16 protein-coding genes are annotated in these 23,586 nt (G+C 71.2%); 9 read left to right on the top strand and 7 right to left on the bottom strand.

Annotation, left to right across the window (positions count from 1 at the left end; genetic code table 11):
- Positions 1-80 precede the first annotated feature (80 nt).
- A complete protein-coding gene (locus ACFWE2_RS03730) occupies positions 81-1,130 on the top strand; it encodes a LacI family DNA-binding transcriptional regulator (protein WP_377222865.1) in 1,050 nt (349 codons plus the stop codon).
- A gap of 172 nt (positions 1,131-1,302) precedes the next feature.
- Entirely contained in the window at positions 1,303-2,064 is a 762-nt protein-coding gene (locus tag ACFWE2_RS03725; protein WP_377222864.1) for a glycosyltransferase family 2 protein, read from the top strand.
- On the opposite strand, the gene ACFWE2_RS03720 is transcribed toward ACFWE2_RS03725, so the two are convergent.
- Positions 2,046-2,555, bottom strand: coding sequence for a DUF2231 domain-containing protein (locus ACFWE2_RS03720; protein WP_377222863.1), 510 nt, complete (start codon positions 2,553-2,555; stop codon positions 2,046-2,048). The genes ACFWE2_RS03725 and ACFWE2_RS03720 overlap by 19 nt on opposite strands.
- A gap of 247 nt (positions 2,556-2,802) precedes the next feature.
- Here ACFWE2_RS03720 and ACFWE2_RS03715 point away from each other — a divergent pair, with 247 nt between their 5' ends.
- Positions 2,803-3,243 carry a ribonuclease domain-containing protein gene (locus ACFWE2_RS03715; protein WP_377222862.1) on the top strand — a complete coding sequence of 147 codons (441 nt, stop codon included), beginning with the start codon at positions 2,803-2,805 and terminating at the stop codon, positions 3,241-3,243.
- An 86-nt stretch (positions 3,244-3,329) separates the two neighbouring features.
- Positions 3,330-3,740: a barstar family protein gene (locus ACFWE2_RS03710; protein WP_377222861.1), complete on the top strand. Its 411-nt coding sequence runs from the start codon at positions 3,330-3,332 to the stop codon at positions 3,738-3,740.
- 4 nt (positions 3,741-3,744) lie between these two features.
- Here ACFWE2_RS03710 and ACFWE2_RS03705 read toward each other — a convergent pair whose 3' ends face one another.
- A complete protein-coding gene (locus ACFWE2_RS03705) occupies positions 3,745-6,654 on the bottom strand; it encodes a CBM35 domain-containing protein (protein ID WP_377222860.1) in 2,910 nt (969 codons plus the stop codon).
- Between the two features lie 148 nt (positions 6,655-6,802).
- Here ACFWE2_RS03705 and ACFWE2_RS03700 point away from each other — a divergent pair, with 148 nt between their 5' ends.
- Positions 6,803-7,816 carry a LacI family DNA-binding transcriptional regulator gene (locus ACFWE2_RS03700; RefSeq protein ID WP_377222859.1) on the top strand — a complete coding sequence of 338 codons (1,014 nt, stop codon included), beginning with the start codon at positions 6,803-6,805 and terminating at the stop codon, positions 7,814-7,816.
- Between the two features lie 7 nt (positions 7,817-7,823).
- Here ACFWE2_RS03700 and ACFWE2_RS03695 read toward each other — a convergent pair whose 3' ends face one another.
- Entirely contained in the window at positions 7,824-8,639 is an 816-nt protein-coding gene (locus ACFWE2_RS03695) for a hydrolase (RefSeq protein ID WP_377222858.1), read from the bottom strand.
- 21 nt (positions 8,640-8,660) lie between these two features.
- The gene (locus tag ACFWE2_RS03690; protein ID WP_377222857.1) at positions 8,661-9,551 is read right to left on the bottom strand and encodes an SDR family oxidoreductase; all 891 of its coding nucleotides are present in this window, start codon (positions 9,549-9,551) and stop codon (positions 8,661-8,663) included.
- A 269-nt stretch (positions 9,552-9,820) separates the two neighbouring features.
- Here ACFWE2_RS03690 and ACFWE2_RS03685 point away from each other — a divergent pair, with 269 nt between their 5' ends.
- The 3 genes from ACFWE2_RS03685 (at position 9,821) to ACFWE2_RS03675 (ending at position 16,386) form a co-directional block, all read left to right on the top strand.
- On the top strand, positions 9,821-10,993 hold the full coding sequence (locus tag ACFWE2_RS03685; RefSeq protein WP_377222856.1) for an SLC13 family permease: 1,173 nt from the start codon (positions 9,821-9,823) through the stop codon (positions 10,991-10,993).
- Positions 10,994-11,138: 145 nt separating this feature from the next.
- The gene (locus ACFWE2_RS03680) at positions 11,139-13,739 is read left to right on the top strand and encodes a glycoside hydrolase family 9 protein (RefSeq protein ID WP_377222855.1); all 2,601 of its coding nucleotides are present in this window, start codon (positions 11,139-11,141) and stop codon (positions 13,737-13,739) included.
- 235 nt (positions 13,740-13,974) lie between these two features.
- Positions 13,975-16,386 carry a ricin-type beta-trefoil lectin domain protein gene (locus ACFWE2_RS03675; RefSeq protein ID WP_377222854.1) on the top strand — a complete coding sequence of 804 codons (2,412 nt, stop codon included), beginning with the start codon at positions 13,975-13,977 and terminating at the stop codon, positions 16,384-16,386.
- 33 nt (positions 16,387-16,419) lie between these two features.
- Here the strand turns inward: ACFWE2_RS03675 and pflA are convergent, their stop codons facing one another.
- Genes pflA through adhP form a run of 3 tightly spaced genes read right to left on the bottom strand, consistent with a single transcriptional unit; the run spans position 16,420 to position 20,569 of the window.
- The gene (gene pflA / locus ACFWE2_RS03670) at positions 16,420-17,250 is read right to left on the bottom strand and encodes a pyruvate formate-lyase-activating protein (protein WP_377222853.1); all 831 of its coding nucleotides are present in this window, start codon (positions 17,248-17,250) and stop codon (positions 16,420-16,422) included.
- A complete protein-coding gene (pflB, locus tag ACFWE2_RS03665; protein ID WP_377222852.1) occupies positions 17,250-19,532 on the bottom strand; it encodes a formate C-acetyltransferase in 2,283 nt (760 codons plus the stop codon). The genes pflA and pflB overlap by 1 nt, the downstream gene beginning before the upstream one ends.
- Positions 19,533-19,558: 26 nt before the next feature.
- Positions 19,559-20,569 carry an alcohol dehydrogenase AdhP gene (gene adhP / locus ACFWE2_RS03660; RefSeq protein ID WP_377222851.1) on the bottom strand — a complete coding sequence of 337 codons (1,011 nt, stop codon included), beginning with the start codon at positions 20,567-20,569 and terminating at the stop codon, positions 19,559-19,561.
- Positions 20,570-20,992: 423 nt separating this feature from the next.
- Here adhP and ppdK point away from each other — a divergent pair.
- Positions 20,993-23,586 (top strand): pyruvate, phosphate dikinase (gene ppdK, locus ACFWE2_RS03655; RefSeq protein ID WP_377222887.1); only part of this gene is annotated, 2,594 nt, incomplete at its 3' end.

The raw sequence follows: 23,586 nt of genomic DNA, 5'->3' as shown, positions 1-23,586 counted from the left end.
TCGTCGCTGCGGTAACGATTCCCTCGGCGGATGCGGATGTCAAGAGGCGTCCTCCGGCCGAGACGGTGAGAAAGGTTCGTATGAGTACCGGCTCACGCGCGGTGACCATCGGCGACGTGGCGCGGGCGGCACAGGTCTCGACCACCACCGTGTCGAAGGTGATCAACGGGCTGCCCCGGGTCGCGCCGCAGACTCGCGAGCGCGTGCTGGACGTGGTCGCCGAGCTCGGCTACCGGGCGAACCCCACCGCGCGGAACCTGCGAGCGGGCCGCACGGACGCCATCGGCCTGCTGGTGCCAGAGCTCGACCGGCCGTACTTCGGTCAGCTCGCGACCCGCCTCGCCGACGCCCTGGAGCCCACCGGCAGGCACCTCGTCGTCCAGCGTTCGGGTCTGAGCCGGGCCGACGAGCTGGCAGCGGCCTCGTTCGCCCGCCTCCGCATGTACGACGGCGTGATCATCTCCGTCGTCGGGCTCAACCCGCCCGACCTGGAGCAGCTCAACTTCCGGACGCCGGTGGTGCTCGTCGGCGAGCGCCCGCTCCCCCGGACGTTCGACCACGTCATGATGGACAACGTCGAGGGCGCTGCGACCGCCACCGCGCACCTGCTCGAACGAGGGTCCCGTCGCACGGTGATGCTGGGCGGGCGACAGGGCACGACGGAGCAGGACATGCTGACGCTCCGCACGCTGGGCTACTACAAGGCGCACGCCCGCCTCGGCGTGCCGTTGGACGAGCGGCTCGTCGTACCTGTCCCGCTGCTGGACATGGCGTCCGGTTACGCGGCGGTGCGCCGCCTGGCCGACGAGGGCGTCGCGTTCGACGGCATCGTCGCCGCCACCGACGTCGTGGCCATCGGCGCCCTGCGCGCCCTCGGGGACCTGGGGATCCGCGTGCCGGCGGACGTCCAGGTCGTCGGGTTCGACAACATCGACGAGACGGAGTTCACCACGCCACGGCTCACCTCTGTCGACCCCGGCAACGAGCAGATCGCCGCCACCGTCCTCCGGTTCCTGGAGGCCCGGATGGCCGCTCACTCGAGCGATGGGGCCGAGGTGGCGGCGGAGCCGACCGCCGAGGTGACCATCCCCGCGCGGCTGGTGGTCCGGGAGTCGACACGGTCGGCGTAGCGACCGAGCGAGATCGTGCGTGCGGTAAGGCCTCGGGTGACACTGGAGGGCCACCGTCCCGAACCTCGCGGAGGCCCCGTGCGCCAGGTCACCGCCGAACGCGGTCTCGTGCCGGGCGACATCACGACCGCGGGGATCGGCGCGCTGGGCGCGATCCTGTGGGAGCTCGGTCGTGGCGCCTGATCTCGCGCCGACGGTCTCGGTGGTGATCCCGGTGCGCGACGACGCACGGGCGTTGGACACGTGCCTGTCCCTGCTCGCGCGCCAGACGGTGGCCCCGCTGGAGGTCGTCGTGGTCGACAACGGGTCGACCGACTCGTCCGCCGCGGTGGCGCACCGCTGGGGCGCCGTGGTCGTCGGCGAGCCGCGCGTCGGGATCCCCGCCGCGGCGGCGACCGGGTACGACGCCGCGAAGGGCGCGGTCATCGCGCGGCTCGACGCCGACTCGCGGCCCGGCCCGCGGTGGGTGCAGACGGTGGTGGAACGGATGTCCGCCGACGAGGGCCTCGACGCACTCACCGGGACCGGCAGCTTCTACGACGCGCCACGCGGCCTGCGGACCACTGTCTCGATCGCCTACCTGGGGTCGTACTACGCGCTCTGCCACCTCGCGCTCGGACACACGGCCCTGTGGGGTTCGTGCATGGCGGTGCGCTCCAGCGCCTGGCGCGCCGTACGCCAGGAGGTCGTGCGCGACGACTCGGAGGTGCACGACGACCTCGACCTGGCGTTCCGCCTCGGACCCCGCCGACGGATCCGGCTCGACCGTTCGTGGCGGGTGGGGGTGTCCGCGCGCAGCCTGCACGGGCGGAAGCAGCGCCGTCGGCGGCTCGACCGCGCCTGGCACACCCTGCGCGTCAACTGGCAGGTCCTGCCTCCGTGGGAGCGGTGGCGGCGCCGCCGGCCGCCGTCCGGTCACGGCGCCGCGCTGTGAGGGCGGTGCATCGAGATCCCGGTGGTGAGCTTGGTCGGGGCGTCCAGGCCCGCGTCGTCGTCGACACCCACGCCGAGCCGGTCAACGAGCTCCCCGCCCAGCCACGCGGTGCCGGCCGCGACCGCGAGCGCCAGCAGCGCGACGACGAGGGCCGCGACGTCCGGGACGTTGTCCCGGGTCCCGGCACGCACCAGCCAGCTCACGAAGAACAGGACGAGCACGACGACGTTGCCGACGCCGTGCAAGGTCCCGATGCGCCTGGCCCGGGTGCCGCGAGGGATCGCGAGGTAGTCGATCAGGCCGAACACCGCCGCGACGACCCCCATCAGGACGCCCGCCGCGATCATGAGATACGACGCGGAGGCGAACCGGACGTCGTCCGCCACGAGGCCGATCACGTCGAAGACGACCGCCGTCGCGAGCAGCCCGAGCGGGAAGACGATCAGTTGCTGGTGGACGGCGTGTCCAGCGGCCTTGGCTCTGCTCTCCATCTCGCACCCTTCCGACGCGACGAGCCCGCCGGTCGACGGCGGGAGTCTCCTTCTGCTGAGCTGGCGCCTCCACGCTAAGCACGTCTACGGCCACTCGCTCGGTACCTGGGCCGACGGGCGGGCTCGTGCATCTTTCCCGGACAATACGGACAGGTTAAATTCACCCGCAGGTGGGTGTGTCGTCGGGTCCGCGTCGGGTAGGCGGGCCAGGATTCCCCTCGGTAGTCCCAACCGAGAGGGGAACAGCGTGTCCGAGAACCACAGCACCGCGTCCGTCCAGAAGCACAGCGCCCTGTCCACGATGCTCAGGATGCTCGTCGTCCTGACCGCGATGGTCGGCTTCGTCGCCGGCGGCGTCACCGTCGCGCAGCCCGCCGACGCGAGCGTCTTCAACTCCTGCACGCACAGCGGCTGCGCGGAGGCGTACTCCTCGAACTCGATCTGGAGCTCCAAGGGCTACCCGAGCACGCGCGGCTGGGTCAGCTGGCCGAACGGCCAGTGCAACTTCGCGGGCGGCGTGCACCGCAACTCCGAGGGTCAGCTCCCCGCCGGCCACTCCTACCTCGAGTTCGACGTCACGCCCCGGGCCTGCGGTGCCGCGCGGCAGTCGTACCGGCTCGTGCTCGACCGCACCACCGGCGACGTCTACTTCTCGCCCAACCACTACGGCGACTTCTACCGGATGTGACCCTGTCCCGTGCGCTGCGCCCTGCCCTGCCAGGGGCTGGGCGCAGTGCACGGCCCCGGCCCTGGACGGACGGATAGCCTCGGACCATGACTCGTGACCTCCCCGTGCTCGTCGTCGACGGGACGCGGTTCAGCGACCTCGACGGTTTCGCCCGCGAGTTCTCCCGGCTGCTGGACGGGTACACGTGGCGAGGAAACCTCGATGCCCTGAACGACGTGCTCCGCGGCGGGTACGGGACACCCGACGGCGGCTGGATCCTGCGGTGGGTCGCCTCGGAGGCGTCGCGGGTGGCGCTCGGCCACGCGGAGACGGCCCGACGGCTGGAGCGGCTGCTGCCCTCCGTCGACCCGTCCAACCGCGCGACCTTCGAGGCGCGCCTGGCCGCGGCGCGACGCGGTGAGGGCCCGACGCTGTTCGACGAGATAGTCGCCGTCCTCCGCGAGCACGGGCCCGGTGGCCCGGAGGCAGAGGACGGGATCCTCCTCGAGCTGACCTGAGCTCCTAGAATCCCGAGTTGCCGCCCAGTCGCTCGAGCACGAATCCCATGTCGTTGAGCAACCCACCCGTCCCCGAACCGGAGACCGCGGTGTTCGCGAACGTGGCGCTGCCCGTGGCGTGGGCCTCGATGCCGTAGGTACCCGAGCCGGTCACGGTGACCCGGTCGAAGCTCACCTGCCAGATCGACTTCTGCCACGACATCAGGATGCCCGCGTAGGTGCTGTCCCGGATGGTCATGTCACGCACCACGATCGGAGCGTCGATCGCGTGCACGTCGGCGTAGATCCACAGCGCGCCGAGCTCGGCCGGCCAGTTGGGCTCACGGCTGCCGGTCCGCGTGAGCGTGTTGCGCTGCACCGTCGTGGTGCCGGTGAACGGCACCCCGAACCGGGTGCTGATCGCGATGCCCGCCGCCGCGTTGACCGTGTCGGCCACCAGGTTGTCCTCGACCCGGTTGCCGCCCCCGCCACCGTAGACCGCAAGGCCGTTGGCCAGCGCGGGCGCCTGTACCGTGTTGAACGAGAAGACGCTGTCGCTGACTGCGGCGCCGTCGGACCACATCGCGAGCGAGTCGTCGCCCGTGTTGCGGAACGTCGACTGGGTCACCTGCGTGTTGAGCACGCCCGAGCGCAGGTTCACGCCGTCGGCGTAGGTGTCGCGGACGCGCAGCCCGACGGCAAGCACGTCCCGCGAGCCGGGACGCACCCACAGGCCCACCTTGGTGTGCTGCATCCAGATGTTCTGCAGCAGCGTCTCGCCGGTGAAGTCGCCCTCGATCGCGGCCTGCCCGTTCGCGTCGTCGCGCACGGTCGCCGAGCCGAGGATCGCGACGTCCGCGATGGTGACGCCGCCGCCGGTCCCGTAGAACCCGCCCGCCCGGCCGGTGCCCACCACCACCGAGTGCCACGGGCCGGCACCCAGCACCGACACCCCCGCGACGCGGATCGCGTCGTTGACGTGGAAGGTTCCCGCGGGGATCCAGACCGGCACGCCCGCCGCCTTCGCGGCGGCCACCGCCGCCGTGATGGCCGCCGTGTCGTCGCCCCCGCCCGAAGTCGCCCCGTGCGCCGTGATCGAGACCGCGCCCGCGGGCGCGGTGAGCGCTGCCGCGACCCGCTCCGCCTCGACCAGGTCGACGTCGATGTGCGCCACGGCGCCCGAGTCCTTCCGCAGCGACAGCACCGTCCCGGCCGGCTGCTCCGGGATCTCGAACCGCAGCTCGTCGTAGAACCGGTGGGCGGCGCCGAGCGCCGGGTCGTTGTGGAACGGGTACTCGCCGTACTGCCAGGCGTGCGCCGACGTCAGTGTCACGTCCTTCAGCTTGGTCCCGTTCGCGTACACCGCCAGGGGCGACGTCTGCCCGGTCCCGGCCGCGTCGTCCGGAATCGAGTAGCGCACCACGACCCCGCTCGCCGGGGCGGTGAGGGTCAGGTCCACCTTCTCGCCGACGGCGTCCAGCCGCACCGCGCGGCGGCCGCTCGACTCGGCCTGCACGGTCCCGTAGGTGCGCGAAGGCGCCAGCGTGGTGCCGTTCGTCGTCCCCGCCTCGGCCTCGTACTGCGTGTACGACGTGGTCGCACCGCGCGTCGCCAGGTCGGTCTCGCCCGAGACGACGAGGCTGTCGACCAGCACGTCGTTACCGGCGTTCGCGGCCCGCAGGCCCACGGTGTTGACGCCGGCGCGTACCGGCACGCTCGCCGTGACGGTGCGCCAGCCGTTCCCCGCACCGAAGGCGACCTGACCCGCGACCCGGCCGTTGACCAGCAGGTCGAGGGTGCGGGCACCGTCCGGCGTCGCGAAGGTGAACGTCGCGGTAGCCGTGCCCGTCGTGCCTGCCTGGACGGTACGGAGCACACGCGCGCCCGTGCTCGTGAAGCCGCCGACGTAGCCGGTGCCGGCGAAGCCGCCGGTCGAGGAGGCCACGACGGCGCTGCCCGAGCGGTAGGCGTTCTCGGCCTCCCCGGACCCGGCGGGCTGCCCGGGCACGTTCGCCGTGACGTCGAGCCTGTCGAGGTTCACGTTGCCGTTGTCGCCGGAGCCATAGGCGAGCCGGAGGTCGTGGTTCCCCGTGGACAGGGTGGTGGTGAACGTCGTCGAGCCCCACTGGTCCCAGCTCGCGGTCGCGGGCAGGGTGAGCTGCGTCAGCCTGGTGGCGCCGTCGTACAGTGAGAGCGTCCGCGGTGAGCCGGTGCCGTTCGCGTAGCGGACGGTGAGGTCCTTCGCCCCACCAGCCGTGACCCGCACCTTGAAGGTGGCCGACGCCGATCCGGCGTTGCCGTCGGTGTAGCCACCCACGAACCCGGAGCCGGAGTAGCCGGTGTGGTCGGTGGCGACCACCGCGCCGCCCGCGAGCGTGGCGGACTCGGCCTCGAACACCGGCCCGATTGCGTAGTCGTCACCGCTCGAGCCGCCCGTTTCGGTGACGTCGAGGCTGTCGAGGTTCACGTTGCCCGAGTCCGCGGTACCGAAGCGGTAGGCGATCGTGTGGGTGCCCGCGGACAGCGTGACGGGGGCGCTCTGCGTCGACCACGCGCTCCAGCCCGCCGTCGGCTGAAGAGTGACCTGCTGGGCGGCGCCATCCACCAGGAGCGTCAGCGTCCTGGCCGAGCCGGTGCCGTTCGCGTACCGCAGGGCGAGCGCATGCTGGCCTGCCGTCGACGCCGTCACGGTGAACGTGGTGGTCGCGGTTCCCTTGTTGCCGTCGGTGTAGCCGCCGACGAACCCGGAACCGCTGTAGCCGGCGTGCTCCGTCGCGACGACAGCGCCGCCGGAGCGTGCCGCCTGCTCGGCCTCGTAGCGGGTGGTGGCGGCGCTCGCCGCCGGGCCGCCGGCGGTCGCGAGGGTGGTGGCGACGAGGGCCGCCGTCGCCACGCGGGCGAGATGGTGGCGCCAGGCCGTGAACGCGCGTGTCATGAGATCTCCTTTGACCGGGATTCGCACGGTTACCGCTGTGCCAGGAGGTTTAGCGGTAAACTTCACACGAAGGTACGGGGAAGCCGCCCGCCCAGTCAAGGAGCCGACCTAGGATGACGCCTGACGGATGCCGGCGGGAGAGGATCGAGTGACCGCACGACTCAGCGACATCGCTGCCGAGGCCGGCGTGAGCAGGATGACCGTCTCCAACGTCATGAACGGCAAGAGCGCCAGGGTGTCGCCCGCGACGGTCGAGCGCGTGCTCGCCATCGCCGCGCGCCTGGGCTACGTCCCCAACATCCCGGCGCGCAGCCTGGCGGCGAACAGCTCGCACATCGTCGCCGCGCTCGTGCCGGTGGGAGCGAACAACAGCCTGCTGGTCAGCCCGCACACGGTAGCCGTGGTCGGCGGCATGGAGACCCACCTGCGCCACCGCGGCTACCACGTCCTGCTGCGCGGGATCGAGCACGAGGACCAGGTGGCGCAGACCATCAGCGGATGGTCGCTCGACGGCGTCGTCCTGGTCGAGTTCGGCGACGCGCAGATCGACCGGCTGCGGGTCCCGAGCATCCCGCTCGTGGCTATCGACAGCTACTCGTCGAACCCGCGCGCGATCGGTGTACGCAGCGACGACCACCACGGCGGCCGGCTCGCCGGCGCGCGTCTGGCCGAGGCCGGGCACCGGCACGTGCTGTTCGCCGGCCCGCCGTTCCAGGGCATGGGCGTGGTCGGGCAGCGTTGGGACGGTTTCCGTGCCGCCTGCCTGGACGCGGGGATCGACGCACGTGACGTGCGAGCCGAGGAGGTGTTCACGACGTTCGAGGACGGCCGGCGTCTGGGCCTGCGGCTGCGCCGCGACCACCCGGAGGTGACCGCCGTGTTCGCGACCGCCGACCACCTCGCGGTCGGCATCATGGCGGGCATCGCCGAGGCCGGCGGCTCGGTGCCCGGCGACGTGTCCGTCATCGGCTTCGACGACCTCGACTTCGCTGCCTACACCACCCCGGGTCTGACCACCGTCGCCCAGGACATGGCCGCGAAGGTCGCCGAGGCGTCGCGCATCATCCTCGAGGAGATCGAGCACGGCCGTGGCCCGGGCGCCCCGGTCTCGCTCGACGTCCACCTCGTCGAACGCGGTTCGGTGGCCCCGCCCCGCGGCTGACGAGGAATCACGTCAGGTGGTCGAAGTCGCCCCGAGCCCACGCCGCGTGGCGTTCCGCCGAACGCAGCACGACGTCGCGGGCGTCGGCGGGGATCGTGCCCCGGAAGTTGTTGTACAGCCTGTCGAACTCGAACCGCCGCACGTGGTGCGCGATGCGCAGCACGACCGCACCCGAGAGCGGGATCCGGTTCGGGTAGCTGCGCATGAACGACACCGACGTCCGGTCCGGGTTGGCGAAGATCGTGTCACCACCCAGCAGCACGCCCCGGCCGGAAGCCCCGGCCGCCCAGTGCGCGACCGTGGAGCCGGGGAAGTGCCCGCCCGGCTGGGTCAGCGTCACCCCGGGCAGGATCTCCCGGTCCTCCTTCCAGAGCTCGACGGCGTCGTCGGACCGGGCGAGCCAGCCGGCGTCGGCCTCGCTGACCAGGACCGGGACACCGCCGAGCCGGCGGCTCCACTCGACCTGCACCCCGTACATGTGCGGGTGGCTGGCCACGATGTACGCCAGCCCGCCAAGGTCGCGGACGGCGGCGAGGGCCGCGTCGTCGAGGTAGGCCGGGACGTCGAACATCAGGTTGCCGCCCGCGGTGCGGACGACCTTCGCGGTGGGCCCGATACCGACGTCGGGCATGGTGGTGAGGCCGAACAGGTCGGGCTCGAGCTCCTCCACCGCGACGCTCCGCCCCGCGGCGGCGAGATCGTCGAGGGTGGTCCACTGCTGCCCGTCCTCGGGCACGAGCTCGCGCTCGTCGGCGCAGATGGCGCACACCGCGGGCCGGTCCTCGTGCTCGACGCCGCACCTGGCGCAGATCCAGAACGTCACGCGACAGCTCCCCTTCGCCTGCTACAGCGGGCGCCCGCCGGTCACACCGATGCGGTCGCCGGTGATGTAGCTGGACTCCTGGGACGCGAAGAACACGTACGCGGGCGCCAGCTCGGCGGGCTGGCCGGGGCGGCCCAGTGGCGTGTCGGCGCCGAACTGCTCCACCTTCTCCTCCGGCATCGTGGCGGGGATCAGGGGTGTCCAGATCGGTCCCGGGGCCACCGCGTTGACGCGGATGCCTTCCGGCGCGAGCTGCTGCGCCAGCCCCTTCGTGAAGTTGAGGATCGCCGCCTTGGTCGTGGCGTAGTCGAGCAGCTGCGGGCTGGGCTCGTACGCCTGGACCGAGGTCGTGTTGATGATCGAGCCGCCCTTCGGCAGATGGTCCAGCGCGGCCCTGGTGATCCAGAACAGCGCGTACACGTTGGTCTTCAGCACCCGGTCGAGCTGATCCGTCGTGATGCCGCGCAGCCCCTCGTCCTGGGACATCTGGTAGGCGGCGTTGTTCACGAGGATGTCCAGGCCCCCGAGCCCGTCCACCGCGTCGGCGACGAGCCGGCGGCAGAACTCCTCGTCCCGGATGTCGCCCGGCAGCAGCACCGCCTTGCGGCCCGCTTCCTCGACCCAGTGGGCGGTCGTCCGGGCGTCCGGCTCCTCCTCCGGCAGGTAGGAGATGGCGACGTCGGCTCCCTCGCGCGCGAACGCGATCGCCACCGCTCGCCCGATGCCGGAGTCGCCGCCCGTGATCAGCGCCCGCTTGCCGTCCAGCCGGCCGGATCCCCGGTAGGTGGACTCCCCGTGGTCCGGCTCCTGCGACATGTCCCCCGTGCGGCCCGGCGGCCGCAGGTCGTCCGCCGGCTGCTCCGGTCGCGGGTACTGGGTGGTCGGGTCCTGCGGCGTGGTCTGGTCCGACATGTGTCACTCCCCTGTCGACTTGGCGCCCTGTCGACCTGGCGCGGAGCGTCCAGCATGCAGGGAGCCGCGCTCACTCGCACCAGAACCGGCTTCCGACCTCACGCTCGGCTCGGCCTCGAACCGCAAGTTACTGGTCACACCGTGGGCGAACCGCAGGTCGTGTGTCGATCTGGGCACCGATCGACGTGTTTCTTGCGGCTCGGCGGCCGGGGCCACGGCCTGACACGAGCCCAGCGTCGGTCGGCCTCTCGTGAACCTACACTCGGCCAGTGATCGCACCCGCCGCACGCCTGGTCCCCGCAATCGCCACCGGGCTCCTGCTCCTCGGCGCGGCGGTCGTCATCACGACCGGCGCGCTGCCCTGGGGTGACGTCCGGTCGTTGACCGAGCGGGTCGCACCCGTGCTCGCCTTCGTCGTCGGCATCACGATCGTGGCCGAGCTCGCGAGCGACGCGGGAGTCTTCACGGCGCTCGCCGAACGGCTCGCCGGCTGGGGGCGCGGACGGGTCTGGGTGCTCTGGGTCCTCGTCATCGCGCTCGCCGTGGTGTGTACGGCGTTCCTCTCGCTCGACACGACAGCGGTCCTCGTGACGCCGGTCGTCGTGGTGCTGGCCGTCCACGTCGGCGTCTCACCCATCCCGTTCGCCCTCGCGACGGTGTGGCTGGCGAACACGGCCTCCCTGTTCCTCCCCGTGTCGAACCTGACCAACCTGCTCGCGGCGCGCTCCTTCGAGGGCGGCCCGGTCCAGTTCCTCGGCGCGGTCTGGGCGCCCGCGCTCGTCGGCGTCGTCGTCAGCGTCGTCATCCTGTCGTTCGTCTACCGAAGGCTGCTCGCCGGCCGTTACCACGCCCCCGAACCGACGCCAGTCCAGGACCGGCCGCTGCTCGTGTACTGCGCGATCGTCGTGGTCCTGCTGCTGCCCATGCTCGTGTCGGGCATCGAGGTGGCGTGGATCGCCGGCGTCGCGGCCGTGCTGTTGCTCGGGGCCTTCGCCGTGCGCCGGCGCGCGTCGATCAAGGTGTCGCTCGTGCCGTGGCAGGCGCTCGGCATCGCACTGGCGCTGTTCGTGCTGGTCGAGGCCGCCCACGCGAACGGCATCGAGGGCGTGCTCGCGGCGGTCTCGGGCTCGGGGGACGACCCGCTCAGCCTGCTCCACCTCGCGGCGGTCGCGGCGCTGGGCGCGAACGGCCTCAACAACCTGCCCGCGTACCTGGTGCTGGAACCTCAGGCGGGCAGCCCGCTACGGCTGGTCGCGCTGCTCATCGGGGTGAACCTCGGCCCTCTCGTGTCGCCATGGGCCTCGCTCGCGACACTGCTCTGGCACCAACGGCTCACGGCCCTCGGCGTCACCATCTCCTGGCTCCGCTTCGCGGCGCTCGGGCTCGTGGCGGTCACGGTGACGGTCCCGCTCGCCACGCTGGCGCTCAGCCTCGCGCGCTGACGTCGCCGCACGCCGTGTGAATCGTTTAGGTCGTTGACGGAGAAATCCGCCCCTCGCGACGATGTCCGGGCGCGTCGCACCGGGCGAGGGGGTGCCACGGCCCGACGTCGTCTCCCCGACCGTCTCCAGCGTTGAAGAGGTCCTCATGGCACACTCGTCCGGCACTCCCGACGCGCCGGCCCGCCGCTGGCGCGCCACCGCGCTCGCCTCGGGCACGGCTCTCTCGCTCGCCGCCACCCTCCTCGTCGCGTCGCCCGCCACGGGCGCACCGGCCGAGCCGGCCTTCAACTACGCAGAGGCCCTGCAGAAGTCGATGTTCTTCTACCAGGCCCAGCGCTCCGGCGACCTGCCGGACGACTACCCGGTGAGCTGGCGCGGCGACTCCGCCCTGCAGGACGGGGACGACGTCGGCAAGGACCTCACCGGCGGCTGGTACGACGCGGGCGACCACGTGAAGTTCGGCTTCCCGATGGCGTTCAGCACGACGATGCTCGCGTGGGGCGCGATCGAGTCGCCCGAGGGGTACACCCGGGCTGGCCAGCTCGACGAGCTCAAGGACAACCTGCGCTCGGTCAACGACTACCTCGTCAAGGCCCACACCGCGCCGAACGAGCTGTACGTGCAGGTGGGCGACGGCGAGGACGACCACAAGTGGTGGGGCCCTGCCGAGGTCATGACCATGGACCGCCCGTCGCACAAGATCACGGCGTCCTGCCCCGGCTCCGACGTCGCCGCCGAGACGGCGGCCGCGATGGCGTCCTCGGCGATCGTCCTGAGGGACGACCCCGGGTACGCGAGCGAGCTCATCACGCACGCCAAGCAGCTCTACTCGTTCGCGGACACCTACCGCGGCAGCTACTCGGACTGCGTCACCGAGGTCGCCCCCTACTACAAGTCGTGGTCCGGCTACCAGGACGAGCTCGTCTGGGGCGCCTACTGGCTCTACAAGGCGACCGGGGACGCGGCGTACCTGGCCAAGGCCGAGACCGAGTACGACAAGCTGGGCACGGAGAACCAGTCCAGCACCCGCAAGTACAAGTGGACGATCGCGTGGGACGACAAGTCGTTCGGCGCGTACGCGCTGCTGGCGATGGAGACCGGCAAGCAGAAGTACGTCGACGACACCAACCGCTGGCTCGACTACTGGACGGTCGGCGTGAACGGGCAGCGGGTGCCCTACTCCCCCGGCGGTCAGGCGGTGCTCGACTCGTGGGGCTCGCTGCGGTACGCGGCCAACACGTCGTTCGTCGCGCTGGTCTACTCGGACTGGCTCACGGACGCGACGCGCAAGGCGCGCTATCACGACTTCGGCGTCCGCCAGATCGACTACGCGCTCGGCGACAACCCGCGCGACTCGTCGTACGTGGTGGGCTTCGGCACCAACCCGCCGACCAAGCCGCACCACCGCACCGCGCACGGGTCGTGGCTGGACAGCATCGCCGAACCGGTCGAGACCCGGCACGTCCTCTACGGGGCGCTCGTCGGCGGGCCGCCGTCCGCCAACGACGCCTACACCGACTCGCGCCAGGACTACACGGCCAACGAGGTCGCGACCGACTACAACGCGGGCTTCTCCAGCGCCCTCGCGCGGCTGGCCGAGGAGTACGGCGGCACGCCCCTGGCGGGCTTCCCGCAGGCCGAGTCCCCCGACCAGGACGAGGTCTTCGTCGAGGCGCAGCTCAACCAGCCGCCGAGCGGTACGTTCGTCGAGATCAAGGCCCTGATCCGCAACCGGTCGGCCTTCCCGGCCCGCTCGCTCGAGAACGCGCGGCTGCGGTACTGGTTCAACCTCGACGCCGGCGACACCGCGGCCAACCTCACCCTGTCGTCGAACTACAGCGAGTGCGGCCCGCAGACCGCCAAGCCCGTTCAGGCGTCCGGCAGCCTCTACTACGCCGAGCTGAGCTGCGCGGGGCAGAACATCCACCCCGGCGGGCAGTCGCAGCACCGCCGCGAGCTCCAGTTCCGGGTCAGCGGCGGCACCGGCTGGAACAACGCGAACGACCCGTCCTTCGCCGGCCTCACCACCACCGCGCTGGTGAAGACGAGGGCGATCACGCTGTACGACGGCGGCCGGCTGGTCTGGGGCACCGAGCCCACCGGCACCGGCACCCCCACCGACACCACCGCGCCGGGCACCCCCGCCCGGCCGACGGCGAGCGCCGTCACCTCCTCCGGCGCCCGGCTCACCTGGCCGGCGGTGACGGACGGCGGCGACCCGCCCAGCGGCGTCGCCGGGTACGACGTCTACCGCCTCCAGGGCAGCACCGAGGTCCTCGCCGGTTCGTCCACCACTACCGCCTACACGGTGAGCGGCCTGGCCCCTGACACGTCGTACTCGTTCGTGGTGCGTGCCCGGGACAACGCGGGCAACCCGTCCGGCGCGAGCCCGGCCGTGACCTTCACGACGACGGCCGGCCCGGCCGGCGGGTGCCGGGTCAGCTACTCGGCGAACAGCTGGAGCGACGGGTTCACGGGCTCGGTACGGATCACGAACGACACCACGGCGCCGGTCACGTGGACGCTCCGGTTCGCCTTCCCGTCCGGCCAGCGGGTGACCCAGGGGTGGGGGGCCACGTGGACGCAGTCCGGCACGGCCGTTGCCGCGACGGGGTTGGCCTGGAACGCCACGCTCGCGCCAGGGGCCAGCACCGACGTGGGGTTCAACGGCTCGCACACCGGCGTCAACACGAGCCCGAGCGAGTTCACGGTGAACGGCGTGACCTGCGATCAGGCGGCCCCGTAGGCGAGCCGATCCACCACCGATCACGTCTGGCGGCCGACGCCGGAGGGCCGATCCACGGGCCCTCGGCGTCGGCCGCTGAGCACTGCCGCGGCCCGCGCCATTCGGGCGATCGACGGATAGAGAACATATATCACATGTGCTATTGAGTTCGGCCCAGACATCGGATGTACTACGCATAACGGCTGAAGCGAGTAGCCGAGGGCACCCCCAAACAACGATGTTCGGAGGAACTCAGATGAATCGCACGCCTCGGCGTCTCGTGACCACGCTCGCGGTCATGCTGCTGATGGGGGGATCGGCGCTCGTGGGCCCGACTTCCGCGTCCGCCGCGACCACCACCTACTACGCCTCGCCCAGTGGCAGCGGAACCGGCTGCACCTCGAGCGCGCCGTGCTCGATCTCGCAGGTCAAGACCACGGTCAGGCAGAACCAGAGCTCCGCGTCCCCGACCGACGTGGTGGTCGTGCTCGCCGGGGGCCGCTACGAGCTCTCCTCGCCCTTGAGCTTCACGGCCGCGGACGGCGGGCGCACCACGACGACCGTGCGCTGGACGGCAGCCCCGGGCGCGACCCCCGTCCTGACGGGGTCGACGCCCGTCACCGGGTGGAGCTCGCACGACTCGGCGAAGAACATCTGGGTCGCCTCGACGCCCGTCGGGCAAGACACCCGTGACCTCTTCGTCAACGGCGTCGCGTCGCCCCGCGCCTCGGTCAACATCGCTCGCAGCGACATCCGGATGACCGCCACCGGATTCAACATCACGAACCCGGCGCTCAACTACCTCTCGAACCTGCCGCAGAAGAACCGGCTCGAGCTGCGCTCCATCGGGCACTTCACCGATCGTTACTCGCCGGTCTCGACCATCAACGGCACCACGGCGACGATGACCCAACCCGCGTGGAACAACAACCTCTGGGGGTACGACACCATCCAGGCCCCGATCTTCGGCGGACACGGGCTGAGCATCGAGAACTCTCTCTCGTTCATCTCCCAGCCGGGTCACTGGTACATCGACCCCGCAGCCGGACGCCTGTACCTGAAGCCCGCGAACGGCGTGCACCCGTCGTCGCTGGACGTGCAGCTCCCGCGGCTCGAGAGGCTCGTCGAGATCAGCGGCAGCTACTCCAGCCCGGTACGAAACCTCAGCTTCGAGGGCCTCCAGTTCTCGGGGACAAGCTGGCTGGCGCCCTCGGGACCGAACGGCTACGCCGTGCAGCAGACCGGGACCTACCTCGCCGGGTCCTACTCGTACTACCCGGCCGACGCCATCACGAGCTGCTCCCAGGGCTGCGCCGCGTTCGAGCGGGCCCGTACGACGTGGAACCAGTCGCCGGCGGCCGTCCAGGTCTCAGCGGCGACGGGCGTCTCGTTCATCGGCAACAGGTTCGTGAACCTCGGCCAGACCGCGCTCGGCATCGGCAACGACGCCAACGCTCACGCGAGCGGCGTGGGTCTGGGCGCGTCGAACATCGACATCGTCGGGAACGTCTTCACCCAGCTCGGCGGAGGGGCCGTCGTCGCGGGAGGGGTCCGGGCCGATGCCCACCACCCCAGCGACCCGGCCATGACCAACTCGGACATCCTCGTCCAGGCCAACACCGTCACGAAGACGTCCTTCACCTACCGGGAGAACTCCGGCATCCTCTCGACCTACGTCGACAACGCGCGCATCCTGCAGAACGAGGTGTTCGACCTCCCCTACGACGCGATCGACATCGGGTTCGGCTGGGGCACGAACGACGCGGGCGGATCCCAGGACTACGTCGACCGCGGGTACTACCAGTACAACCCCAGGTACTCGACCCCGACGACGTTCCGGAACAACGTCGTGGCGAACAACATGGTGCACGACACGAAGAAGATCTTCAGCGACGGTGGCGGCATCTACTCGCTCTCCGCGTCGCCGGGCACGGTGATCCGCGAGAACTACATGTACAACCTGCGGAACACGGTCGGGCTGTACCTGGACGAAGGATCGCGGTACATCACCGCGACGAACAACGTGATCCGCGACTCCAGCCCCTGGGTCTTCGCCAACACGGGCGGGACACGCAACACGAAGGACAACACCGTCGACCACACCTGGCACATGGGTGGGGCCGTGCAGGGCGACTTCTCCGCGGCGACGAACAACCGCATCACGAACGACCACCCCGTGACCGGTTCGACCTGGCCCGCGGCGGCGCAGGCGATCATCTGCAACGCCGGTGTGCCCGCCCAGTACCGCACGCCGCTCAACGCACCCGGCTGCGGCACCCAGGGCGGCACGCAGATCGTCGGAGTGCCGTCCGGGCGCTGCCTGGAGGTCCCGGGTTCGAGCACCGGCAACGGCGCACAGACGCAGCTCTGGGACTGCACCGGCGGGACCAACCAGAGCTGGACCTACACCGCGAGCAAGCAGCTCGTGGTGTACGGCAACAAGTGTCTGGACGCGAGCGGTCAGGGCACCAGCAACGGCACGACCGCGGTGATCTGGGACTGCAACGGCCAGGCCAACCAGCAATGGAACCTCAACACGAACGGCACGATCACCGGCGTCCAGTCCGGGCTGTGCCTCGACGCCAGCGGACAAGGCACCGCCAACGGCACCAAGATCCACCTGTGGGCCTGCCACGGCGGAACCAACCAGCAGTGGACCCGCAGGTGAGGCACGCCAGGTCGAGGGAGTCCACCGCGACTTTCAGTACGTCCGCAGGCCGTGCGCCCGAAACTGGTTCCGAACGCGCTCGGTCAGCTCGGCCGACGGCGGCTGGGTCGCCTCGAGCTCGTAGGTGCGCCCGAGCGCGGCCCACTTGTAGCGCCCCATCTGATGGAAGGGCAGCACCTCGACCCGGGTGACGGTGCCGGGCCTGATCTCGTTCAGCTCGGCCACATAGGCAGCGACCCGCTCTACGTTGTCCGCGTCGTCGGTCAGGTCAGGGACCAGGACGAACCTGGCCCAGACCTCCGGAGCGTGGGCTCCGGCCAGCCCGGCTCGGGCGAGGCGCCGTCCGAACGCGAGCGTCGGCGCCAGCTCACCACCGGTGACCCGGCGGTACGTGTCCGGGTCACCGGACTTGACGTCGAGCAGGACCAGATCCGTGTCGGCGAGCATCCGGTCGGTCACGTTGGCACCGAGGAACCCGGAGGTGTCCAGCGCCGTGTGCACGCCGAGCTCCTTGGCTCCGCGCAGCAGGCGCGCCGCGAAAGCCGGCTGCATCAGCACCTCGCCGCCGGACAGGGTCAGCCCGCCGCCGGTGGCTCGGAACACGGGTAGGTAGCGGCGCACACGCGCGAGGATCTGCTCGGCGGTGACCGGCTCGCCGTCCTTCATCTCGAGCATGTCCGGGTTGTGGCAGTAGAGGCAGCGCAACGGGCAGCCCGCCAGGAAGACGGTGAGCCGGGTGCCCGGCCCGTCCACGGCCGTGACCAGCTCCCACGAGTGCACGGATCCGAGCTCGCCGGACCGCACCCCGGCCAGCCGCTGGGACCGCCGGGAGGAGGTGGCGGGTGCCGAGGCCTCGAGGGTCATCACAGCGACCCGTGGAAGGTCCTGCTGAGCACGTCGAGCTGCTGCTCGCGCGTCAGCCGGACGAAGTTCACGGCGTACCCGGAGACCCGGATCGTCAGCTGCGGGTAGTTCTCGGGGTGCGCCATGGCGTCCTCGAGCGTCTCCCGGTTCAGCACGTTGACGTTCATGTGGTAGCCGTCCAGGCCCACCGAGGCGTCCAGCAGGCCCGCCAGGTTGGTCACCTGCTCGTCCCGCGTCCGTCCCAGCCCGGACGGCACCACCGTGCTGGTCAGCGAGATGCCGTCCTGCGCCTGGTCGTACGGCAGCTTGGCCACCGACAGCGCCGAGGCGAGCATGCCGTGCGTGTCGCGCCCGTTCATCGGGTTGGCGCCCGGTGAGAACGGCTCGCCGGCGCGTCGTCCGTCAGGCGTGTTGCCCGTTGCCTTGCCGTAGACGACGTTCGACGTGATCGTCAGGACCGACTGGGTGGGCAGCGCGTCCCGGTACGTGTTCTGGCGGCGGATCTTGTCCATGAAGGACCGGGTGAGCTCGACGGCGATGGCGTCCGCCCGGTCGTCGTCGTTCCCGTAGGTCGGGTACGGTCCCTCGACCTCGTAGTCGACCACGACGCCGCGCTCGTCGAACACCGGCATGACGCGGGCGTACCGGATCGCGCTCAGCGAGTCAGCAGTCACCGCGAGCCCGGCGATGCCGCAGGCCATGGTGCGCAGCACGGCGCGGTCGTGCAGCGCCATCTCCAGGCGCTCGTACGCGTACTTGTCGTGCATGTAGTGGATGACGTTCAGCGCCTCGACGTAGGTCGCGGCGAGCCAGTCCATCGTCGTGTCGAGACGGCGGCGGACGTCGTCGTACTCCAGCGGGCGGCCGGCGGCGACGGCGGGGAAGGCCGGCGAGACCTGTTCGCCGCTGACCTCGTCGCGCCCGCCGTTGATCGCGTACAGCAGGGTCTTGGCCAGGTTCACGCGAGCGCCGAAGAACTGCATCTGCTTGCCGACCGCCATCGGGGACACGCAGCAGGCGATGGCCGCGTCGTCTCCCCAGGCGGTCCGGATCTGCCGGTCGGACTCGTACTGCAGCGCGCTGGTGTCGATCGAGACACGGGCGCAGAAGTCCTTGAACCCGCGCGGCAGGTCCTGGCTCCAGAACACGGTGAGGTTGGGCTCGGGTGCGGGGCCCAGGTCGTACAGGGTCTGCAGGTAGCGGAACGAGGTCCTCGTCACCAGGGTGCGCCCGTCGTCGCCCATGCCGCCGACGGTCTCGGTGACCCAGGTGGGGTCGCCCGAGAACAGGGTGTCGTACTCGGGTGTGCGCAGGAAGCGCACGATCCGCAGCTTGATGACGAGGTCGTCGACGAGCTCCTGCGCCTGTTCCTCTGTGATCCGGCCCGCGCCCAGGTCACGCTGGAAGTAGATGTCCAGGAAGGTCGAGGTGCGGCCCAGCGACATCGCGGCACCGTTCTGCTCCTTGACCGCGCCCAGGTACGCGAAGTAGAGCCACTGCACGGCCTCCCGGGCGGTTTTGGCCGGTCCGGAGATGTCGTAGCCGTAGGACGCCGCCATCTCCTTGAGCTCGCCCAGCGCGCGGAGCTGCTCGGCGTGCTCCTCCCGCTCGCGGACCACCTTCTCGCTGAACGGCTGTGTGTCCAGGCTCAGCTTGTCCGCCCGCTTGGCTGCGATCAGGGCGTCGACGCCGTACAGGGCCACCCGGCGGTAGTCGCCGATGATCCGCCCGCGGCCGTAGGCGTCCGGCAGTCCCGTGATGACGTGGCTCCTGCGGGCGGCGCGGACGTCCGGCGGGTACGCGTCGAAGACACCCTCGTTGTGGGTCTTGCGGTACTTGGTGAACGTCTCCTTGACGGACTCGTCCACGTCGTAGCCGTACGTGGCCAGCGACGTCTCGACCAGACGCCAGCCGCCGTTCGGCATGATCGCGCGCCGCAGCGGCGCGTCGGTCTGCAGGCCGACGATCAGCTCGGCGGAGCGGTCGATGTAGCCCGGCGCGTGGGCGGTGATGGCCGCCGGGGTGTGCGGGTCGACGTCGTACACGCCCTTGGCGCGCTCCTCCGGGAACAGCGCGCTCACCGTGTCCCACACGTGGGTGGTGCGGGCGGTCGGCCCGGCCAGGAAGCTCGCGTCGCCCTCGTACGGCGTGTAGTTGCGCTGGATGAAGTCGCGCACGTCCACCTGGTCCTGCCAGGGTCCGCCGACGAACCCCGCCCACGCGGAGCCGTTCGGTTCGGTACCCGGCCCGGGGACGGCCGGTGCGTCATGGACGGTGGTCATGGTTGGCTCCCGCGTGGTGGTCGGGCTCAGAAGCCGAAGACGATGCGTGCGGGCACCCGGCCGGCCAGCACGTCCGCGAAGGACTCGTTGACCTCGTCGAGCTTGCGTTCAACGGCCACGACCTCGGTGCGGCCTGCCGCGTGCAGCGCGAACACGTCGGCGAGGTCGTTGCGGGTGCCGACGATCGAGCCGATCACCGAGATGCCCCCGAGCACCGTGTCGAAGATCGGCAGCTGGATCCTGCCCTCGGCGGGCAGCGCCACGCAGACCAGCCGGCCACCCCGGCGCAGCGAGCGGAACGCCTGGTCGAAGGATGCCGACGACGCGGCCAGCGCCACCGCGACGTCCGCGCCACCGAGGCGCTTGATGGCCTCTACCGGGTCCTCGCGGGCGGCATTGACCACGTGGTCAGCACCGAGGCGGGTGGCCAGCTCCAGCTTGTGGTCCTCGACGTCGACCGCGATCACGAACGCGCCGGCGATCCGCGCGTACTGCAGCGCGAGGTGGCCCAGCCCGCCGATGCCGAACACGACCACCGTCTCAGCGGGCGACACCCGGGCGACCTTGATGGCCTTGTAGGTGGTCACGCCCGCGCAGCTCAGCGGCGCGGCGTCCGCGGACGACACACCGTCGGGGACGGGAACGGCGAACCCTGCCCGGACCACCGCGTACTCGGCGAACGCGCCGTTGACGGAGTAGCCGGAGTTCTGCTGCTGCTCGCACAGGGTCTCCCAGCCGGCGACGCAGTAGCGGCACTCGCCGCACGCGCTGCCGAGCCAGGCGATCGCCACACGCTCGCCGACGGCGCGGCTCGTCACGCCGGGGCCGAGCTTCTCGATGCGACCGACGCCCTCGTGACCCGGGACGAAAGGCGGGGTCGGCTTGACCGGCCAGTCGCCGTGGGCGGCGTGGATGTCGGTGTGGCACAGCCCGCTCACCTCGATCCGGACGAGGACCTCGTCCGGGCCGGGCTCCGGGACCGGGATGTCCTGGATCTCCAGCGGGGCGGTGAAGTCGGTGACGACTGCGGCTCTCATGACAGCTCCGTTCGGACGGTGGTGCTGGACGGGTGACCGCCAGGTGCGGCGGTAGCTCCAACATCTCGCCGCGCGGTCCGCGCGGGTCAGGGACGAAGGTCCCCCGTGCCGCAGAGAAGGTCCTCAGAGCCTCGTGACCCGGGTCCCTGCACAAGCCTTCCCGGGACTTCGTCCTGAGATTCCGGGCCGTTCGTCCCTGGTACGGCCATGCGAAGGCGCGAAAGGCTGGCCGCACGGTTGCGCCTGGCGTGCCGCCGGTGACGACCGTGAAGTCATGGCACGAGCACGCGATCGCGCGCGCAGACCGATGGAGGCGCAATGACCACGCATGCGGAAAGCCGGACCAGTGCCCTCACCGCGACCCCACCGACAGAGGCGGCGGGCGAGCGGTACGTCTACGACCTGTCGGAGGGCAACGCGGGCATGAGAGCGCTGCTCGGCGGCAAGGGGGCCGGCGTCGCCGAGATGACGCGCATCGGCGTGCCCGTACCGGACGGCTTCACGGTGACCACCTCGGCGTGCGTCGCCACGATGAGGAACGGAGGCACCTGGCCCGAGCGGCTGTGGGACGAGATCCAGGCCCACCTGGACGCCCTGGAGCGGCGCACGGGCCGCACGCTGGGCGCGGCCGAGCGGCCGCTGCTGGTGTCGGTGCGGTCGGGCGCCGTGCGCTCGATGCCGGGGATGATGGACACGATCCTCAACCTCGGCATCTCGGACGAGACGGTCGACGGCCTGGCGGCCGAGTCGGGCGACCCCCGGTTCGCCTGGGACTGCTACCGCCGGTTCGTGCAGATGTACGGCGAGGTCGTCGAGGGCGTACCGGGGCAGGTCTTCGAGGACGAGCTGACGGCGATCAAGGAGCGCCGGGGAGCCGCGCAGGACACCGACCTGACGGCGGACGACCTGAGGGAGCTGGTGGCGACCTTCCGGAGCGTGGCCCGCCGGAGCACGGGCCACGACCTGCCGACCGATCCGCGCGAGCAACTCCGCCGTTCGGTGGACGCCGTGTTCGGGTCATGGGACAGCCCGCGCGCGCAGGTGTACCGCAGGCTGAACGACATCCCGGACGACCTGGGCACCGCCGTGAACGTCATGCAGATGGTGTTCGGCAACAAGGGCGACACGTCCGCGACCGGCGTGTGCTTCACGCGCAACCCGGCCACGGGCGCGAAGGAACGGTACGGGGAGTTCCTCCTCGACGCGCAGGGCGAGGACGTGGTCGCTGGCATCCGCACGCCGCGGCCCCTGCCGGAGCTGGAGTCCGTGCTGCCCGACGCTTACGCGCGGCTCATGGCCGCGATGGACCGGCTGGAACACCACTACAAGGACATGCAGGACATCGAGTTCACGATCGAGGAGGGCACGCTGTACCTGCTGCAGGTACGCACCGGAAAACGCACCGCCGCCGCGGCCCTGAAGGTGGCGCGCGACCTCGTCGCCGAGGGCGAGATCGACAGGGAGACCGCGCTGCGGCGGATCGATCCGGCCCAGCTCGACCAGCTCTTGCACCCCACGCTCGACGCCGCCCGAGCCCCTGCCCCGCTCACACACGGCCTCAACGCGTCCCTTGGCGCGGCGGTGGGCACCATCGTGTTCGACGCCGACACCGCGGCCGAACGGGGCGGGGCCGGTGAGCACGTGGTGCTCGTGCGCTGGGAGACCACACCGGACGACATCCACGGCGTAGCGGCCGCACAGGGCGTGCTCACCGCGCACGGCGGCATGACGTCGCACGCCGCGGTGGTCGCGCGCGGCATGGGCAAGCCGTGCGTCGCCGGCGTGGGCGACCTGCGCATCGACGCCGATGGCCGCACGCTGACGGTCGGCGGCACCGTCCTGACCGACGCCGACACGATCACGGTGGACGGCACCACTGGCCTCGTCTACGCCGGTGCGCTCCCGCTCGTGCCGCCCCGGATCACCGACGACTTCCAGGCCGTGCTGGACTGGGCCGACAACGTGCGCCGCCTTGGCGTGCGCGCCAACGCCGACACCGGCGAGGACGCCGCGAAGGCCCGCGAGCTGGGCGCCGAGGGGGTCGGCCTGTGCCGCACCGAGCACATGTTCATGGCCACGGACCGCCTGCCCGTGGTGCGGCGCATGATCATGGCGGACTCCACCGCGTCCCGGCAGGCCGCCCTGGACGAGCTGCTGCCCATGCAGCAGGCCGACTTCGAGAGCATCTTCACCGCGATGACCGGCCTGCCGGTCGCCGTCCGGCTCATCGACCCGCCGCTGCACGAGTTCCTCCCCGACCTGGTCGAGCAGTCCCTGCTGGTCCAGCGGCTGGAGGCCGACGGGACGCCCGAGGAGCTGGAGCGCGCACGAACGCTCCTGGCTCGCATCACCCGCCTGTCCGAGACGAATCCCATGCTGGGCACCCGCGGCGTGCGCCTGTCGCTGCTGTACCCCGAGATCGCCGTCATGCAGACCCGCGCGATCATCCGCGCGGCGCTCGCCGTGCGCGGGCGCGGCCTCGACCCCCGGGTGGAGATCATGGTGCCGCTGGTCGGGTTCGCCGAGGAGCTGCGCAGCGCGCGCGAGATCGTCGTGGCCACCGCCGACGACGAGCTGGACCGCGCAGGGCTGCCGGAGCTCGGCTACCGGGTCGGCACGATGATCGAGCTGCCGCGAGCTGCCCTCACCGCGGACCGGATCGCCGAGCACGCCGACTTCTTCTCGTTCGGTACCAACGACCTGACCCAGACGGCGATCGGCATCTCTCGCGACGACGCCGAGGAATCCTTCCTCGCCGCGTACCTGGAGGCAGGCATCGTGCCGGCCGACCCGTTCGCGTCCCTCGATGTCGACGGGGTCGGCGAGCTCGTCCGGATCGGCGTCGAACGCGGGCTGCGGACCAGGCCAGACCTCGAGACCGGCGTCTGCGGCGAGCACGGCGGCGACCCCGCGTCGATCGCCGCGTTCGACGGCCTCGGTCTCGACTACGTGTCCTGCTCGCCCTACCGTGTCCCGATCGCGCGGCTGGCCGCCGCGCTCGTCAGGCTCGACGACGC

The sequence above is a fragment of the Promicromonospora sp. NPDC060271 genome, assembly GCF_042726755.1.
GTDB lineage: Bacteria > Actinomycetota > Actinomycetes > Actinomycetales > Cellulomonadaceae > Promicromonospora.
Note: the sequence above shows the minus strand (reverse complement) of the source record. Positions and strands in the feature narration are given on the sequence as shown.